The sequence below is a fragment of the Paraburkholderia sp. FW306-02-B genome, assembly GCF_058782725.1.
The window spans coordinates 4,076,852-4,094,845 of record NZ_JBYSXZ010000001.1 but is presented as its reverse complement, the minus strand read 5'-3'; the positions used below and the strand labels follow the sequence as shown (position 1 = coordinate 4,094,845).

Genomic DNA, 17,994 nt, shown 5'->3' with positions numbered 1-17,994 from the left:
CGCCTGTAGTACACAACGACTCCATCATCCGATAAGGCGGCGGTCGCCACCATTCAGCCGATCGGCTAATGGCGCGCGCTGCGCTCGTATGCGATGCTGCCGCGTGCAGGCCTCAACGGCGCGCTGCTTTGCCGGCCTTCGCAGCTGAGCGCGTCGGTGGCTTGAACAGCTTGACCGTGCGGATCGCCTGATCGTCGCTGCGCATCACTTCGAGTTTCACCTCGCCGATCTGCACGCACACGTCGCCATCGGGAATGTCTTCGAGAATTTCGAGGATCAGGCCGTTGAGCGTTTTCGGTCCGTCGGTGGGCAGCGTGAGTTGCAGCCAGCGGTTCAGTTCACGCAGCGGCATGCTGCCAGCGACGATACATTCGCCGTTCTCGTTCCAGCCGCCACGCGAATTCGCGCCCCGGGGAATCGACGTGGTGAATTCACCGATCAGTTCTTCGATGATGTCTTCCGGCGTGATCAGCCCTTGCAGCTCACCGTATTCGTTAACGACCAGCGCGGTGCGATGACGGCTCTCCTGGAAGTACTGCAATTGCTGGAACACCGGCGTACCGGACGGCACGAAATACGGCTCGGCCAGCAGTTCGCGCAGCGTCTCGCGCTCCAGTTCCTGGTTGTGCAGCGCCGCCAGTGTCTTGCGTACATGCAGCACGCCGAGCACACGGTCGATATCGCCTTGATAGACGATCAGTTTGTTGTGATAGCAGGTTTCGAGTTGATGCAGGATCTGCTCGAACGGCGCGTCGAAGTCGAGCGCTTCGATCCGGCGGCGCGGAATCATCACGTCGTCGACGGAAATGTTTTCGAGGTCGAACAGGTTCAGCAGAATGCTGCGGTGCTTGGTGGGCATGAAGCTGCCCGATTCGAGCACGATGGTGCGAAGCTCTTCGGTGGAAAGGCGCTGATCGTGCGCGCCCTTGGTATTGATGTGCAGCACTCGCAAGATGGTGTTCGCGAACAGATTGACGAACCAGACGAGCGGCTTGGCGACGCGCATCATCGGCGCGATCAGCAGACTGGCCGGCAGCGCGATTTTTTCCGGGAACGTCGCGCCGACGATTTTCGGCGTGATTTCCGCGAACACGATAATCAGAAACGCGACGATGCCTGTCGCGATCGACAGCACCAGGTTGTTGCGGCCGAACGTGTGCAGCGCGATCGAGGTGGTGAGCACCGGGATGATCGTGTTGAACAGATTGTTGCCGATCAGGACCACGCTTAACAACTGGTCGGTGTGCACGAGCAGACCCTGAGTGGTCCTCGCACCGAGCGCGTTCTGATTGGCAAGGTGTTTCAGGCGATGGCGGTTGATTGCCATCATCGCCGTTTCGGAAATCGAAAAGAAACTGGAGCAGACGAGCAGCAGAAAGACGGCGCCAATCTGCGCCCATAAGGGAAGTTGTTCCACGCGTCGTGAAGGATAGGGGACAGGATGGAGAGAATATAGCAGAGGGGGCGGCGCCAGCCGCTTGGCTGGAAGGCTTGAACACCTGGCGGCGCGGTTTTGGCAAGCCGCGCGTGGGGTGCGAGAAACGCGACCCAAAACAAAAAACCGCCGAGCAAGCTGGGCGGTTTTTCGAGCCTTGTGCTAACAAGGAAAATCTGGTCGGGGTGAGAGGATTCGAACCTCCGGCCTCTACGTCCCGAACGTAGCGCTCTACCAGGCTAAGCTACACCCCGATTTGTACTGCTGGACTCCTACGGTGTTTCAGTCTCGTTCAAGACTGTCTTGCCGTCGAGTAAGAGCATAATTCTAGCAGGCTATCTTTGAAAATGGAATCGGGAAACGAAGAAATTGCTGCGGCGGCTGCCTGGGCTTCCTGTTTCGCGCATTCGAGCGTGTGATCCAGCGCGCCAGAACGCGTGATGGCTTCGAAAATCGTATCGAAACGATCCGTGCCGCCTTGTTCGATCGCCTCGCGTGCAAGCGCCGATTGCTCCGGCGTGCCGCGTTCGATCAGATAGATCAGTGGAAGAGTGGGCTTGCCTTCGCGCAGATCGTCGCCGGCGTTCTTGCCCATCGATTCCGCCGTGCCTGTGTAGTCGAGCCAGTCGTCCATGATCTGGAACGCGGTGCCGATGCGCCGGCCGAATTCCGCCGCGGCGGCTTCGGTCTTCGCGTCCGAGCCCGCCAGTACCGCGCCGAGCTGGGCGGCAGCTTCGAACAGCTTGGCGGTCTTGTAGCGGATCACCTGCATGTAGCGCGCTTCGTCCACGTCGGCGTCGTGCATATTAAGCAGTTGCAGGACTTCGCCTTCGGAGATGATGTTGGTCGCCTCCGACAGGATTTCCATCACGCGCATCTTGCCCACGCCGACCATCATCTGGAACGAGCGCGAGTACAGGAAGTCGCCGACCAGCACGCTTGCCGCGTTGCCGAACAGCGCGTTGGCGGTCTGCCGCCCGCGCCGCAGATCGGATTCGTCGACCACGTCGTCGTGCAGCAGCGTGGCCGTATGAATGAATTCGACCACGGCGGCCAGTTCATGCCGATGCCCGGTGGTTTCGCCCAGCGCGCCCGCCACCAGCAGCAGCAGCGCGGGCCGCAGCCGTTTGCCGCCGGCGCTGATGATGTACTCGGAGATCTGATTGATCAGCATCACGTCGGACGCCAGACGGTGCCGGATGACGCGATTGACCTGCTGCATGTCTTCGGCAATCGGAGCGAGCAGGCTGGCGGCGTTGGAGGAGGGGGTGGCAGTCGACGACATGATGGCTGAATTGGGTAGTGCCGCGAATTATAAGGCGAATCGCGACAGTTCCGGGTCGCTGGCTGCGGCGCGGTGCGATGCGGGCTGCGACAAGGCCGCGCGCCGGGACTGACGGCGAGGTGCCGGGGGGCGCCCGCGGCACCTCTCAACGAGTTTTGACCGCGCAGCTAACTCTATGTATAATCACGGGTTTCCGCGCGCGGTGCGTGGGAAAAATGAACACAGAGTGAGGTTCTCAATGTACGCGGTCATAAAAACCGGTGGCAAGCAGTATAAAGTTGCTGTCGGCGAAAAACTTAAAGTAGAACAGATACCGGCAGACATTGACGCTGAAATCACGCTCGACCAGGTTCTCGCAGTGGGCGAAGGCGAATCGATTAAGTTCGGTACGCCGCTGGTCAGTGGGGCTTCCGTCAAGGCTACCGTCGTGTCGCAAGGTCGTCACGCAAAAGTGACCATCTTCAAGATGCGTCGCCGGAAGCACTACCAGAAGCATGGCGGCCACCGCCAGAACTATACCGAACTGCGCATCGACGCGATCAACGCGTAAGCGCAACGGTTAAGGAGCAAATCAAATGGCACACAAAAAGGCAGGCGGATCGTCCCGGAACGGCCGCGACTCTGAATCGAAGCGTCTCGGCGTGAAGGTTTACGGCGGTCAGGCCATCAACGCTGGCGGCATCATCGTGCGTCAACGTGGCACGCGTATGCACCCGGGCGAAAACGTCGGTATCGGCAAGGATCACACCTTGTTCGCGCTGACGGACGGCCACGTCAATTTCTCGACGAAGGGCGCAGCGAAGAAGCACATGGTCAACGTCGTCCCGGCAGCAGTCTGAGATTAGTCAGGCACGGGCTTCAGGACCGGAAAAAGGCCCCGCGAAGTTCGCGGGGCTTTTTTTATTGCAGCGTTTCGTTGCCCGATTCGATTGACGAAGTGCGGCGCACCTATGCCGTTCGATCGATTGATCATCGCGCGGCGGGCGCGGCAAAATAGCAGCATCCGAAAGCATTAAATCTAGCGGCACTACTGGCAGCACACCACGGGACGGAGTTACGCATGAAGTTCATTGACGAAGCGAGGATTGAAGTCATCGCCGGCGACGGAGGGGATGGCAGCGCGTCGATGCGCCGCGAGAAATTCGTTCCGTTCGGCGGCCCGGATGGCGGCGACGGCGGGCGGGGCGGCAGCGTGATCGCGGTCGCGGACCGCAACATCAACACGCTGATCGACTACCGCTACGCGAAGAAACATTTGGCGCGCAACGGCGAAAACGGCCGCGGCGCGGACTGCTACGGCAAGGGCGGCGACGATATTACGTTGCGTATGCCGGTCGGTACCACTATCACGGATATGGAAACCGGCGAGCTGATCGCCGATTTGACCGAGCACAATCAGAGCGTGCAGATCGCGCAGGGCGGCGCGGGCGGTCTCGGCAACCTGCATTTCAAATCCAGTACGAACCGCGCGCCGCGTCAGAAGACGGACGGCAAGCCGGGCGAGCGCCGCATGGTGCGCCTCGAATTGAAGGTGCTGGCCGACGTCGGCCTGCTCGGCATGCCGAACGCCGGCAAGTCGACCTTTATCTCCTCGGTGTCGAACGCACGGCCGAAGATCGCCGATTACCCGTTCACCACGCTCGCACCGAATCTCGGCGTGGTGCGCGTCGGGCCGAGCCGTAGCTTCGTGATCGCCGATATTCCCGGCTTGATCGAAGGCGCGGCGGAAGGCGCCGGCCTCGGTCACCAGTTCTTGCGCCACTTGCAGCGTACGGGTCTGTTGCTGCACATCGTCGACCTCGCGCCATTCGACGACGCGGTCGATCCGGTCGCGGAAGCCAAGGCCATCGTCAACGAGCTGCGCAAGTATGACGAGTTGCTGTATGAAAAGACGCGCTGGCTGGTGCTGAACAAGCTCGACATGGTGCCTGAAGACGAGCGTGAAGCGCGCGTCGCTGCATTCCTCGAAGGCTTCGGCTGGGACGGCCCGGTGTTCGAGATTTCGGCGCTGACTGGCCAGGGTTGTGAGAATCTTTGCTACGCGGTGTTCGACCACATCGCCGCGCATTCAGACGCGCAGCGTGCGGCCGAAGCCGAAGACCTCGCGGCGGACGTGCGTTTCCGCGAAAAGCCGGAAGCGCCGGCCGCCGCGGCATCCGACAGCGTCGACCCGCAGGAATAACAAGCCTGGGCGCCGGCACCTGCGAAGGCAGCCGGTAGACATCACGCGTCATCTTGGGAGACTGCGCACAATGCGTTCCGTCATCGCAGATTCACGGCGATTGGTAGTGAAAGTCGGCTCGAGCCTCGTCACAAATGACGGGCGCGGCCTCGATCATGCAGCGATCGGCCGGTGGGCCGCGCAGATTGCCGCACTGCGCGCGCAGGGCAAGGAAGTGGTGCTGGTCAGTTCGGGCGCCATTGCCGAAGGGATGCAGCGGCTCGGCTGGACCAGGCGGCCGCGCGAAATCGACGAGTTGCAGGCGGCCGCGGCCGTCGGTCAAATGGGTCTTGCGCAGGTCTACGAAAGCCGCTTTGCCGAGCATTCGATTCAAACCGCGCAGATTCTGCTGACTCACGCCGATCTGGCCGACCGCGAACGCTATCTGAATGCGCGCTCCACGTTGCTTACGCTGCTACGTTTGGGCGTCGTGCCGATCATCAACGAGAACGACACAGTCGTTACCGACGAGATCAAGTTCGGCGACAACGACACGCTGGGTGCGCTGGTCGCGAACCTGATCGAAGGGGATGCGCTTGTCATCCTCACCGATCAGCAAGGGCTTTTCACCGCCGATCCGCGCAAGGATCCGAACGCAACGCTGGTCCAGCAAGCCGATGCCGGTGCGCCGGAACTCGAAGCGATGGCAGGCGGCGCGGGCTCGAGCCTTGGCCGCGGCGGCATGCTGACAAAGATTCTCGCGGCCAAGCGCGCGGCGCACAGCGGCGCCGATACGGTGATCGCGAGCGGTCGCGAAGCGGATGTGTTGTCGCGGCTCGCCTCGGGCGAAGCGATCGGCACGCAGCTGATTGCGCGCACCGCGCGGATGGCAGCGCGCAAGCAATGGATGGCGGATCATCTGCAGGTGCGTGGCCATGTCGTGATCGACGACGGCGCGGTCGAGAAGCTGACCGAAGGCGGCAAGAGCTTGCTGCCAATCGGCATCGTCGGCGTGCAGGGCGCGTTTGCACGCGGCGAAGTGATTGCGTGTCTGAGCGTTGCAGGGCGGGAAGTCGCGCGCGGTCTGACGAATTACAGCAGCGCGGAAACCAAGTTGATCCAGCGGCGTCCGAGCGGCGATATCGAATCGGTGCTCGGCTACATGCTGGAGCCGGAGTTGATTCATCGCGACAACCTCGTGCTGGTCTGATCTATCGATAAAGGTACGCGCAGCATACAAAAAAGCCGTTCCAGCTCGCGCTGGAACGGCTTTTTTCATCTCCGCGACGCGTTCAGATTCGAAGAACGCTGACAAAACGCCTTAGCGAATCAACGAGGCCGCCGTGCGCTTGTAGCGGATATTCTCGACAATCTGGTTCGCCTTGCCCGTCGGTATCTTGTTCGCGCACATATAGTCCTGGTACAGCGTCGCCTGATAGGCGTTCAGCGCGCCGTTCTCAATGCGCGTGAAGCCGTTCTCAACTGTCCGGTCCCAGCCGTCATGATCGGCGTTCAGGCCAGCATAGAGGCGCCATTCATACGTGTCGCAGCGGATCCCTTCGTAGTTCACGTTGCGCGCGCCGCTCGGGCTCGTCACGACCACCGTATAGCGCACCACGCCGTCGGAGCCGACGCTGACGGAGTTTCTATCGATCGAAAACTGGAGCGGCGTATTACCGGAAACCTCGAAAGGCAACAGATTCGAGTCTTGCGGCAGTGGCGGCAAGGTGTCCACCTTGTTTTCAACCCAGTTGGTCGGCTGGTCCAGCAGGTAGTGGAACGCGCTGTCGTCTTGATTGGTAGGTTTGCCGGCGCTCGAACAGCCGGCCAGCAGGGCGCCGGTGGCGACGCACGCCACGACGAGAGCAAGTGCTTTCAATATGATTTCCTCGAAACGCCGGCGCGGCTCATGAAGCCGCGCCGACAGAGGCGGCATGGACAGCCGCACAGAGTTATTAACTGCGCACGCCGCTACGCAAGAGCGAGCCGGCGGTTCCGCGATCCGGCTCATCTTCTTGTTCCGACGCGGCGCCAACCTCGGCTCCCGACCCGGAACCCGGCCCGCAATCGGACACAATCGACGTCGTGTGAATCGATGTTTCGATGCTAACGGTGGTCACCGTCATCATCGTCGAATCCGGCGGACCTTCCATCGACGACGCTATCCGGGGATAACGCGGCCCATGGTGCCCGCCAGGTTTTTCCGCACGCGGCGCAGCCCGGCGCATGAAACGGGAGAGTTCCGTCAGCGCCAACTGATATACATCCCGCTTGAACTCGATCACACAGTCGAGCGGCACCCAGTACTCGTTCCAGCGCCACGCATCGAACTCAGGGTGGTCGGTGGCGCGCAAGCAGATGTCGCAATCGCGTCCAACCATCCGGAGCAAAAACCAGATTTGTTTCTGGCCGCGGTAATGACCGCGTACTTCGCGCTTGATGAACTTGTCAGGCACCTCGTAACGCAACCAGTCGCGCGTGCGACCGATCACCTTGACGTGCTCAGGAAGCAGCCCGGTTTCTTCGTGTAACTCCCGATACATGGCTTGCACGGGGGTCTCACCATACTTGATGCCCCCTTGCGGAAACTGCCAGGAATGTTCACGGAGCCGTTTGCCCCAAAACACCTCGTTGTGCGCGTTCAAGAGGATGATGCCGACGTTCGGGCGAAAGCCTTCACGATCCAGCATACAACCACCTTCGAATCCTTTAAAATTGCTTTGATTATAAACAGATAACGGACCTGACGCACCGATTCGCACCAGAATGGAACGATTCGCCGCAAAAGGGCCGCGTTTGCGGTAGCCTGTCAGTCTTTCTGCGCCTTACCCCTTGCTGCAAAGGCTTTGCGCGGCAGCGTCGGCGCCGCGGTCTGACGGGCCTGCGCCAGGTCTGCGCCAGGTCTGCGTTGGGTCTGCGTCGATTCCACACCGTTTTCACCTTTCGGGCGGTCCCTCCGGAGCCGCCGCTTTTGGAAAATCTGAATGAAAGCTTCCCGTTTCTTTATCGGCACCCTGAAAGAAGCTCCCGCCGACGCCGAGATCGTCAGTCACAAGCTCATGGTGCGCGCCGGCATGATCCGCCGCGTCGCCGGCGGTATCTATAACTATCTGCCGATCGGCCTGCGTTCGATCCGCAAGGTGGAAGCCATCGTGCGCGAAGAAATGAACCGGGCAGGCGCGATCGAGTTGTTGATGCCGGCGGTGCAGCCGGCCGAGCTGTGGCAGGAATCGGGCCGCTGGGAAAAGTACGGCCCCGAACTGCTGCGCTTCAAGGATCGCAAACAATCCGATTTCGTGATCGGACCGACCCACGAAGAAGTGGTGACGGACATCGCGCGCAACCAGATCAAGAGCTACCGCCAATTGCCGGTGAACTTCTATCAGATTCAGGCGAAGTTCCGCGACGAGATCCGCCCGCGTTTCGGCGTAATGCGCGGCCGCGAGTTCATCATGAAAGACGCGTACTCGTTCGACAAGGACGCAGAGGGTCTGCGCGAGTCGTATCGCAAGATGTACGACGCGTACGTGCGCATCTTCACGCGCCTCGGTCTGGACTTCCGCGCGGTGGCGGCGGACAACGGTTCGATCGGCGGTAGCGGCTCGCATGAATTCCACGTGATCGCCGAGACCGGCGAAGACGCGATCGCCTATTGCCCGACTTCCGAGTTCGCCGCGAACGTCGAAGCGGCCGAAGCCTTGCCGCTGTACGCGGAACGCGCGGCGCCCGCCGAGGACATGAAGAGGACCGCGACGCCGGGCAAGGCGAAGTGCGAAGCGGTGGCTGAACTGCTGAACATTCCGCTCGAACGCACGATCAAGTCGATCGTCCTCGCCACGGAAAACGAAGGCGCCGAGCCGACCATCTGGCTGCTGATGCTGCGTGGCGATCACGATCTGAACGAGATCAAGGCGAGCAAGCTGCCGGGTCTGGCTGAGTTCCGCATGGCGACTGAAGCGGAGATCGTCGAGACCTTCGGCACGCCGCCGGGTTACCTCGGGCCGATCAACACGAAGAAGCCGGTCAAGGTTGTCGCGGATCGCACGGTCGCGAACATGAGCGACTTCGTGGTCGGCGCGAACGAGGTCGATTACCACACAACCGGTGTGAACTGGGGCCGCGATCTGCCGGAACCGGTCGTCGCCGATATCCGCAACGTGCAGAAGGGCGATCCGTCACCGGACGGCAAGGGCGCCATCGACATCTGCCGCGGTATCGAAGTCGGCCACGTGTTCCAGCTCGGCACGAAGTATTCGGAAGCGATGAACGCCACGTGCCTCGATGAAACCGGCAAGCCGCAGCCGATGGAAATGGGCTGCTACGGCATCGGTGTCACGCGTATTCTGGGCGCGGCGATCGAACAGAATTTCGACGATAAGGGCATCATCTGGCCGGAGTCGATTGCGCCGTTCGAAGTCGTGCTGTGCCCGATGGGCTACGACCGCAGCGAAGCCGTGCGCGAAGAGGCCGACAAGCTGTACGCGGATTTGATCGCAGCGGGCATCGACGTGATCCTCGATGACCGCGGCGAGCGCCCGGGCGTGATGTTCGCCGACTGGGAGCTGATCGGCGTGCCGCATCGCCTGGTGATCGGCGATCGTGGCCTGAAGGAAGGCAAGCTCGAATACCAGGGCCGCCGCGACGCTGAAGCGACACTGCTGCCGGTCGAAGACGCCGCCCAAACGGTGATCGGGAAGATTCGCGCCGCTTTGACGCACTAAGCGGAGCGGACGGTGGAGTACACCTTCCTGTCTGCTACCGTCCTGCTGCTTCTGATCACCGACCCACTCGGCAACATCCCGCTCTTTATCAGTTGCCTGCGCGGGGTGGCGCCGAAGCGGCGCACGATCGTCATTCTCCGTGAGGTGGCGATCGCCTTCGCGATCCTGCTCGTCTTCATGGTGGTCGGCGACCGCTTTCTGCGCATGATGAGTCTGACCGACCAGTCGTTGCGCATCGGCGGCGGGATCGTGCTGTTTCTGATCGCGCTCAGGATGGTGTTCCCGCACCCGGACGGTCCGTTCGGCGGCGACACGCGCGGCGGCGAACCGCTGATCGTGCCGCTCGCCATCCCGGCGCTGGCGGGCCCGTCGGCGCTGGCGACGGTGATGCTGCTGACGTCGCAGGCGCCCGGCAAGATGTTCGAGTGGATCGGTGCGTTGACCGTCACGATGATCGTCTGCGCGATCGTGCTGATGCTGGCGGAGCGCATTCAGTCGTGGCTCGGCGAGCGCACGATGATGGCCTTCGAGCGGCTGATGGGACTCGTGCTAGTGGCGATTTCGGTCGAGATGATGCTAGGCGGGATTCGCGCCTTCGTGCATCAGCTTTGAGCGAACGTCGCTCTCAGCAAACAAAAAAGCGGCCTGCAAAGGCCGCTTTTTTTATCGTCGTCGCTCTGGTCAGTGCACCGGAAAAACTCACGCCCCTTCGGTCAAAGCCCGGATCGTCGGCAGGTTACGCCAGTACCCCCTTGCGTCCATCCCGCAGCCGAAAACATAGCGGTCCGGCACTTCGAAGCCGCAGTAATCCGGACGCAGCGGCTTGGCCTTCGGGATGATCTTCTCGCACAGCACCGCGCTCAGGAAGCGCTTCGCGCCCATCGCGAGGATGCGGTCGCGGATCGCGGCCATCGTCTCGCCTTCGTCGAGGATGTCGTCGAGCACCAGCACCACGCGATCTTTCACCGACTCGGCCGGCGCCACGCGCCACTGCATCTCGTTGCCGCCCTTGGTGGTGTTGCGGTAGCGGGTCAGGTGGATGTAGTCGAACTCGAGCGGGAAATCGAGGTGCGGCAGCAGCATGCCGGTGAACACCGCCGCGCCGCCCATCACCGACAGCACGAGCGGGAAATCCTCGCTCATTTCGTTGCGGATGGCGGCAGCCATGCCGCTGATCGACGCGTTGACGTCCTTGGCCGAAACGATTTCTTCGGAGTGGCTAAAAATGTGGAGAGCTTCTTCGCGGTTCATGACGTCTGACGGGCGGTAACTGTATACGTAGTGTGGGTGAGAACGGCGGCGTACGGTACAGAATAAACCCGCACAAACCCGAAGTCAGCTGCGCATGCCCTTTATGCACAGAGCCACGCGCGCCGCCGTCTGGGTAAAGCTTAGCGCATGCCGGGCAACATGCCTTTCATGCCGCGCATCATCTTCTGCAGATTGCCGCCCTTGAGCTTCTTCATCATCGTGCGCATCTGGTCGTACTGATTCAGCATCCGGTTGACCTCCTGCACCTGCACGCCCGCGCCCGCCGCGATGCGGCGCTTGCGGGTGGCCTTGATGAGTTCGGGCTTGGCGCGTTCCAAAGGCGTCATCGAATTGATGATGCCTTCCATGCGGCGCATCTGCTTTTCGGCCTGGCCCATGTCGGCGCCGGCAGCGGCTTGCTGGAACTGCGCGGGCAGTTTGTCCATCAGCGTGGACAGGCCGCCCATGTTTTTCATCTGCGAAAGTTGCGCGCGGAAATCGTTGAGGTCGAAGTCACCGCCTTTCTTGACCTTGTCGGCGAGCTTCTGCGCGGCTTGCACGTCGACGCCGCGCTGCGCTTCTTCGACGAGGGCGAGAATGTCGCCCATGCCGAGAATCCGGTTCGCCATGCGGTCCGGATAGAAGATTTCGAGGCCGTCGAGCTTTTCGGCGACGCCGACGAACTTGATCGGCTTGCCCGTCACGTGACGTACGGAGAGCGCGGCGCCACCGCGCGAATCGCCATCGAGCTTGGTGAGCACCACGCCGGTCAGCGGCAACGCGTCGCTAAACGCCTTGGCCGTGTTGACGGCATCCTGACCCAGCATCGCGTCGACGACGAACAGGGTCTCCGCCGGCTTCAGCGCGCTGTGCAGCGCGGCGATTTCCTGCATCATCGCTTCGTCGATACCGAGACGGCCGGCCGTGTCGACCAGCAGCACGTCATGGTAGTGGCGCTTGGCCCAATCGACCGCGGCGCGCGCGATGTCGACCGGTTTCTGATCCGGTTCCGACGGGAAGAAGTCGGCGCCGACCTGCTCGGTCACCGTCTTCAACTGCGCGATAGCAGCCGGACGGTAGACGTCGCACGAGACGGTCAGTACCTTCTTCTTATATTTCTCGCGCAGCAGCTTGGCGAGCTTGCCGACGGTGGTCGTCTTACCGGCGCCTTGCAGACCCGCCATCAGGATGACTGCCGGCGGCGTGACGGCGAGATTGAGTTCGACCGCCTTGCCCTCGTAGTCGCCGCCGATGATCGCGGTCAGCTCGCGCTGCACCACGCCGACCAGCGCCTGACCCGGCGACAGGCTGCTGATGACTTCCTCGCCGAGCGCCTTTTCCTTCACCTTGGCGATGAACTCGCGCACGACGGGCAAGGCCACGTCCGCCTCGAGGAGCGCGAGGCGCACTTCGCGCAGCATTTCCTGGGTGTTCGCCTCGGTGAGCCGGGCTTCGCCGCGCAGCGTCTTGACGACGCGCGCCATCCGTTGAGTCAGATTGTCGAGCATGGGGAGCGATGAACAGTGCGGCCCGTGCAGCGCGCGAAGTGGAAGACGTCGCGGAGCAGAGGCCTAGTGTAAACTTCGAATATGGATATTGTACTGTATGCCCTCACCGCACTCCTGTACGGCGGTCTCGCCGTCGCTGGCTGGCGCTCGCACCGGCACGCCGCCGTGCGCCCCATGCTCGGGCGCGTGCCGCCGGTGCCGGCCGCCGCGGGCATGTCGACCTCATCGGCCTCATCGACCGCCTCAGGCATGAGCACGTCGGGCCGCGCGCTGCTGTGTGTCGCGCTGCTCGCCCACGGCGTGCTGCTGCATACCACTATCTTTCCCCAGAACGCGATGGTGTTCGGCTTCGCGTTCGCGCTTTCGGCGATGTTCTGGCTCGGCGCCGGCATCTACTGGATCGAGAGCTTTTTCTTTCCACTCGACGGCCTGCGTCTGCTGGTGTTGCCGCTTGCCTGCGTAGCTTCCTTATTGCCGCTGGCGTTCAACGGCGTGCGCGTGCTGCCGTATTCCGCCGCGCCGATGTTCAAGCTGCACTTCCTGATCGCCAATATCGCGTACGGTTTGTTCGCGATCGCGGCACTGCACGCGATTCTGATGCTGCTGGTCGAGCGCCGCCTGCACGCAATGCGCGGCGGGCTCGCGCAGCGGCATGCGGCCGCGGCAGGGAACGGCTGGCTGTCCAGTTGGCTCGATACCTTGCCGCCGCTGTTGACGCTCGAAAAGCTGCTGTTCCGTCTGATCGGCGCCGGTTTCGTGCTGCTCACGCTGACGCTGCTGTCGGGCATCATGTTCAGCGAGCAACTGGTCGACCGTGCGTTGCGGCTCGATCACAAGACCGTCTTCGCGATTCTTTCCTGGGTGATGTTCGGCGCGCTGCTGACCGCGCGCAAGGTGTCCGGCTGGCGCGGCCGTGCGGCATTGCGCTGGGTGCTGGCGTCGTTCGTCGCGCTGCTGCTGGCGTACGTCGGCAGCCGTTTCGTTTTCGAGGTGCTGTTGCACCGTGCTGTAGTGTGAGCGTGTCCCATGCGACAAATTTTTTTGCTGATCCTGTTGTTCATCGTCGGCCAATGGCTGGTGAAGGCGCTGCGTCGTCATGACGCGCAAACGGCGCAACGTACCGGCGCGGGCGCAAGTTCGGGCGCGAACGGCGCCGCCGGGGCGAAAGGTCCGAACGGCGGCGCGCGTTCGTCCGAAGCGCCGCAACTCGCCGAGCCGATGATCCGTTGCGTCGAGTGCGGCGTGCATGCGCCGAAGAGCGAGTCGGTCGTCGTGGCGGGGCAGCCGTTCTGCAGCGCCGCGCACGCGCAGCGTCACGGCGCGCGGCCGACGGGCCGCGACGCTCGATGAGCGTCGAGTTCGCCGTCGATCCTGACGGTTGGGTCGCCGACGCACGCAAATTGCCATCGCCGAATTTCGAGGCGCGGCCCGCCGGCGCCGTGCCGACGCTGATCGTCGTCCACAACATCAGCTTGCCGCCCGGCGAGTTCGGCGGCAGCGCGATCGCCGAACTGTTCCAGAATCGTCTCGACTGTGACACTCACCCGTACTACGACACGCATCTGCGCGACGTGCGGGTGTCGGCGCATTTCGTGATCCATCGGGACGGCGCGCTCGAACAGTATGTGTCGTGCAACGAGCGCGCGTGGCACGCTGGCCCATCGAATTTTTTCGGCCGCGAGCGCTGCAATGATTTCTCGATCGGCATCGAACTGGAAGGCAGCGACACGACTGCCTTCGACGCGGCGCAATACCGCACGCTCGGTGCGCTGGTGAGGGCACTCGCGGCCCGCTATCCGGTCGAGGCGCTTGCCGGTCACTCGGACATTGCTCCAGGCCGCAAGACCGATCCTGGGCCTCATTTCGAGTGGCAGCGTCTGCAGCGCGACACCGCGTTAGCGGATCAGTACTTCCCCTATCTCAAGTTTTCCGGAACGCCGTAACGGCCCTTTTCGCTACTTCGCGGGATGCGAGGAGAGCAAGGCACAGCCTTGCTCTTCGGGGAGTTGGCTTCGCGCCGTGCGATGCAAAAGTCAAGCCTTCGAAAGCAAATAAATCAATTTGCGCTGCCTTGAAAGTCCACTATACTTGGTGCCATAAATTCAGTTTTGCACTATATCTTGTGTTGCCACGCGGCGCCCCGCTCCCCGAGCATGGCGCCGCAAGCATTCCAGGCAGCGAAAAACAATTCCTGCGGCGCGGTGGGTAGAGAGAACCGGCAGCGTCCAGAAGCATTCAGGAAAAGGGCACGGCAAGTGATCGCGACACACACGATGAAGACCGTTCTCAAATCAAATTCAGCTTCATCGCAGTCGCATCCCGCCACCCGGCTCAGCCGGGCTTTTTTCTGCACCCCATCGCTTGCGCACGCGGCGGCGCAGCGTTCGTTTTAACCCGCGGCTTTCTCCGCAACATTTCCAGGACCAGGAGCTTTGCACATGCAAACCACCGACAACGTGACGACCCGGTACGAGGGCTCACCCACAGGCCAGGCCTTCGGCCAGGCACAAGGCGCACAAGCGCTCGCGCCGCAAGCGACGTATGCCGACTACAAGGTGATCCGTCGTAATGGCAGCGTGGTGTCGTTTGAACCGTCGAAGATCGCCATCGCCGTGACGAAGGCATTTCTGGCCGTCAACGGTGGTCAAGGCGCAGCGTCGGCTCGTGTGCGCGAACTGGTCGAGCAACTCACGCAGAACGTGGTGCGCGCGCTCGTGCGCAGCCGTCCGAACGGCGGCACGTTCCATATCGAAGACATCCAGGATCAGGTCGAGCTCGCGCTGATGCGCGGCGGCGAGCACAACGTCGCACGTGCCTATGTGCTGTATCGCGAGAAGCGAACGCAAGCCCGCGGCCACGACGACCAGATTGTCGCCAACACGCCGGGTCTGAACGTCACCGACAACGGCGTGACGCGCCCGCTCGACATGGCTGCGCTGCGCGACATCATCGAACTGGCTTGCTCGAACCTGGGCGACGCCGTAAGCGCCGATCCGATCATCGCGGAAACGGTGAAGAATCTGTATGACGGCGTGCCGATGACCCAGGTCTACGACTCGGCGATTCTGGCTGCCCGCACGATGATCGAAAAAGACCCGGCTTATAGCCAGGTCACCGCACGCATCCTGCTGCACACGATCCGCCGCGAAATCCTCGAAGAGGAAGTCACGCAAACGGAAATGGGCGAGCGCTACGCCGAGTACTTCCCGCAGTTCATCAAGCGCGGCGTGCAAGCCGAGCTGCTCGACGACAAGCTGCTGCAGTTCGACCTGAAGCGTCTCGGCGCCGCACTCGACAACAACCGCGACCTGCAATTCGGCTACCTCGGTCTGCAGACGCTGTACGACCGCTACTTCCTGCATCACGACGGCGTGCGGATCGAAATGCCGCAGGCATTCTTTATGCGTGTCGCGATGGGTCTGTCGCTGAACGAGATCGACCGCGAAGCACGTGCGATCGAGTTTTACAACGTGCTGTCGAGCTTCGACTTCATGTCGTCCACGCCGACGCTGTTCAACTCGGGCACCCGCCGCTCGCAACTGTCGTCGTGCTACCTGACGACGGTCGACGACGACCTCGACGGCATCTACGAAGCGCTGAAGGAAAACGCGCTGCTGTCGAAGTTCGCCGGCGGTCTGGGCAACGACTGGACGCGCGTGCGTGCGCTCGGCTCGCACATCAAGGGCACCAACGGCAAGTCGCAAGGCGTGGTGCCGTTCCTGAAGGTGGTCAACGACACGGCTGTGGCCGTGAACCAGGGCGGCAAGCGCAAGGGCGCGGTGTGCGCATACCTGGAAACGTGGCACCTGGACATCGAAGAATTCCTCGAGCTGCGCAAGAACACCGGCGACGACCGTCGCCGCACCCACGACATGAACACGGCGAACTGGATTCCCGACCTGTTCATGAAGCGCGTGCACGAAGGCGGCGACTGGACGCTGTTCTCGCCGTCCAGCTGCCCGGACCTGCACGACAAGTTCGGCGCCGAGTTCGAAACGGCTTACACGGCTTACGAAGACAAGGTCGCGCGCGGAGAGATCAAGCTGTTCAAGAAGATTCCGGCGGCGCAACTGTGGCGCAAGATGCTGGGCATGCTGTTCGAAACCGGTCACCCGTGGATCACGTTCAAGGATCCGTGCAATGTGCGTTCGCCGCAACAGCACGTCGGCGTCGTCCACTCGTCGAACCTGTGCACGGAGATCACGCTGAACACCAGCGACGCCGAAATCGCCGTCTGCAACCTGGGCTCGGTGAACCTCGTCGCCCACCTGAAAGAACAGGCCGACGGCACGCTGGCGCTCGACCACGACAAGCTCAAGCGCACCGTCAGCGTGGCGATGCGCATGCTCGACAACGTGATCGACATCAACTACTACGCGGTTGCCAAGGCGCGTAACTCGAACCTGAAGCACCGTCCGGTCGGCTTGGGCATCATGGGCTTCCAGGACTGCCTGCACCTGCTGCGCACGCCGTACGCGTCGCAAGAGGCGGTCAGCTTCGCCGATACGTCGATGGAAGCGGTCTGTTACTACGCTTACTACGCGTCGACCGAACTGGCGCAAGAGCGCGGCCGTTACTCCAGCTACCGCGGCTCGCTGTGGGATCGCGGCATCCTCCCGCAAGACTCGGTGAAGCTGCTGGCCGAAGCGCGCGGCGGCTATGTCGAAGTCGATTCGAGCGAATCGATGGACTGGACCGAACTGCGTTCGCGCATCGCCACCTACGGCATGCGCAACTCGAACTGCGTGGCGATCGCGCCGACGGCGACGATCTCCAACATCATCGGCGTGTCGGCCTGCATCGAACCGACCTTCCAGAACCTGTATGTGAAGTCGAATCTGTCAGGCGAATTCACGGTGGTCAACGACTACCTGGTGCGCGACCTGAAGGCTCGTGGCCTGTGGGACGAAGTGATGGTCGCCGACCTGAAGTACTTCGACGGCACGCTGTCGCGCATCGACCGCATCCCGGCCGACCTGCGCGCGATCTACGCGACCGCGTTCGAACTCGATCCAGTGTGGCTCGTCGAGGCGGCTTCGCGTCGTCAGAAGTGGATCGACCAGGCGCAGTCGCTGAACATCTATATGGGCGGCGCGTCGGGTAAGAAGCTCGACGAGATCTACAAGCTCGCGTGGGTGCGCGGCCTGAAGACCACGTACTACCTCCGCACGATGGCGGCGACGCACGTCGAGAAGTCGACGGTTGCGCACGGCGCGCTGAACGCGGTGAGCTCGGGTGGCGGCGAAGGCTCTGGCGGCGCGGCGGGTGGTTTCGGCGTGAGCGGTGGTGCTGCGTCGGGCGGCATCCAGGCGGCAGCGGCGGCTCCGGCAGTCGCAGTCGAAGCAGCGCCGGAAGCGGATGGTCCGGTGTGCATGATGCGTCCGGGCGATCCTGGCTTTGAAGAGTGCGAGGCTTGCCAGTAAGGGGCAGGCAACTGCGAGGCAAGCAGCAGGATCGCTGCTTGCTGACGGGTTTGTAGGTAATGACCCGCATGCAGTGAAGCAAAGCAGCGCAACAGATGAGCGGCGTGGCGACGAATCTCGAAGTCGCGCCGCTCGTCGAAGCAGCGAAGCCGGAAAGCGCAGCAACAGATTGAAGTAGTGACGCGGTAGATAAGCAGTCGGCAGCACAGA

The 17,994-nt window shown here is 62.3% G+C and carries 16 protein-coding genes and 1 tRNA gene; 10 read left to right on the top strand and 7 right to left on the bottom strand.

Going from position 1 to position 17,994, the window contains the following annotated elements; translation table 11 throughout:
* Positions 1–112: 112 nt before the first annotated feature.
* From AC3WOG_RS18290 to AC3WOG_RS18280, 3 genes are all read right to left on the bottom strand, one after another.
* Entirely contained in the window at positions 113–1,417 is a 1,305-nt protein-coding gene (locus AC3WOG_RS18290; protein WP_492579277.1) for an HlyC/CorC family transporter, read from the bottom strand.
* A 195-nt stretch (positions 1,418–1,612) separates the two neighbouring features.
* Positions 1,613–1,689 (bottom strand) — tRNA-Pro (locus AC3WOG_RS18285).
* Positions 1,690–1,727: 38 nt separating this feature from the next.
* Complete coding sequence (locus AC3WOG_RS18280; protein ID WP_011489900.1) at positions 1,728–2,720, bottom strand: polyprenyl synthetase family protein; 993 nt, start codon at positions 2,718–2,720, stop codon at positions 1,728–1,730.
* Positions 2,721–2,958: 238 nt separating this feature from the next.
* Here AC3WOG_RS18280 and rplU point away from each other — a divergent pair, with 238 nt between their 5' ends.
* From rplU to proB, 4 genes are all read left to right on the top strand, one after another.
* The gene (gene rplU, locus AC3WOG_RS18275; RefSeq protein WP_007180329.1) at positions 2,959–3,270 is read left to right on the top strand and encodes a 50S ribosomal protein L21; all 312 of its coding nucleotides are present in this window, start codon (positions 2,959–2,961) and stop codon (positions 3,268–3,270) included.
* A 25-nt stretch (positions 3,271–3,295) separates the two neighbouring features.
* Positions 3,296–3,559, top strand: a complete 264-nt coding sequence (gene rpmA, locus AC3WOG_RS18270) for a 50S ribosomal protein L27 (protein ID WP_007180330.1) — start codon at positions 3,296–3,298, stop codon at positions 3,557–3,559.
* A 221-nt stretch (positions 3,560–3,780) separates the two neighbouring features.
* A complete protein-coding gene (cgtA, locus tag AC3WOG_RS18265) occupies positions 3,781–4,902 on the top strand; it encodes an Obg family GTPase CgtA (RefSeq protein ID WP_492579276.1) in 1,122 nt (373 codons plus the stop codon).
* 70 nt (positions 4,903–4,972) lie between these two features.
* Positions 4,973–6,091 (top strand): glutamate 5-kinase, encoded by a 1,119-nt coding sequence (proB, locus tag AC3WOG_RS18260; RefSeq protein WP_492579275.1) that lies wholly within the window; start codon positions 4,973–4,975, stop codon positions 6,089–6,091.
* 111 nt (positions 6,092–6,202) lie between these two features.
* Here proB and AC3WOG_RS18255 read toward each other — a convergent pair whose 3' ends face one another.
* The gene (locus AC3WOG_RS18255) at positions 6,203–6,760 is read right to left on the bottom strand and encodes a CNP1-like family protein (protein WP_492579274.1); all 558 of its coding nucleotides are present in this window, start codon (positions 6,758–6,760) and stop codon (positions 6,203–6,205) included.
* A gap of 76 nt (positions 6,761–6,836) precedes the next feature.
* Positions 6,837–7,571 (bottom strand): RNA pyrophosphohydrolase, encoded by a 735-nt coding sequence (locus AC3WOG_RS18250; RefSeq protein ID WP_492579273.1) that lies wholly within the window; start codon positions 7,569–7,571, stop codon positions 6,837–6,839.
* Between the two features lie 294 nt (positions 7,572–7,865).
* On the opposite strand from AC3WOG_RS18250, the gene AC3WOG_RS18245 reads away from it, so the two are divergent.
* A complete protein-coding gene (locus AC3WOG_RS18245; RefSeq protein WP_492579272.1) occupies positions 7,866–9,602 on the top strand; it encodes a proline--tRNA ligase in 1,737 nt (578 codons plus the stop codon).
* A 12-nt stretch (positions 9,603–9,614) separates the two neighbouring features.
* Positions 9,615–10,214: a MarC family protein gene (locus AC3WOG_RS18240; protein WP_492579271.1), complete on the top strand. Its 600-nt coding sequence runs from the start codon at positions 9,615–9,617 to the stop codon at positions 10,212–10,214.
* 87 nt (positions 10,215–10,301) lie between these two features.
* On the opposite strand, the gene AC3WOG_RS18235 is transcribed toward AC3WOG_RS18240, so the two are convergent.
* A complete protein-coding gene (locus tag AC3WOG_RS18235) occupies positions 10,302–10,853 on the bottom strand; it encodes a hypoxanthine-guanine phosphoribosyltransferase (RefSeq protein ID WP_492579270.1) in 552 nt (183 codons plus the stop codon).
* A 140-nt stretch (positions 10,854–10,993) separates the two neighbouring features.
* Positions 10,994–12,361 carry a signal recognition particle protein gene (gene ffh, locus AC3WOG_RS18230; protein WP_492579269.1) on the bottom strand — a complete coding sequence of 456 codons (1,368 nt, stop codon included), beginning with the start codon at positions 12,359–12,361 and terminating at the stop codon, positions 10,994–10,996.
* A gap of 81 nt (positions 12,362–12,442) precedes the next feature.
* Between ffh and AC3WOG_RS18225 the strand changes: the two genes are divergently transcribed.
* The 4 genes from AC3WOG_RS18225 (at position 12,443) to AC3WOG_RS18210 (ending at position 17,784) form a co-directional block, all read left to right on the top strand.
* Positions 12,443–13,378 (top strand): cytochrome C assembly family protein, encoded by a 936-nt coding sequence (locus AC3WOG_RS18225; RefSeq protein ID WP_492579268.1) that lies wholly within the window; start codon positions 12,443–12,445, stop codon positions 13,376–13,378.
* 9 nt (positions 13,379–13,387) lie between these two features.
* Positions 13,388–13,711 (top strand): PP0621 family protein, encoded by a 324-nt coding sequence (locus tag AC3WOG_RS18220; RefSeq protein WP_341314246.1) that lies wholly within the window; start codon positions 13,388–13,390, stop codon positions 13,709–13,711.
* Positions 13,708–14,304, top strand: coding sequence for a 1,6-anhydro-N-acetylmuramyl-L-alanine amidase AmpD (gene ampD / locus AC3WOG_RS18215; RefSeq protein WP_492579267.1), 597 nt, complete (start codon positions 13,708–13,710; stop codon positions 14,302–14,304). The genes AC3WOG_RS18220 and ampD overlap by 4 nt, the downstream gene beginning before the upstream one ends.
* 495 nt (positions 14,305–14,799) lie before the next feature.
* A complete protein-coding gene (locus AC3WOG_RS18210) occupies positions 14,800–17,784 on the top strand; it encodes a ribonucleoside-diphosphate reductase subunit alpha (RefSeq protein WP_492579266.1) in 2,985 nt (994 codons plus the stop codon).
* Positions 17,785–17,994 lie beyond the last annotated feature (210 nt).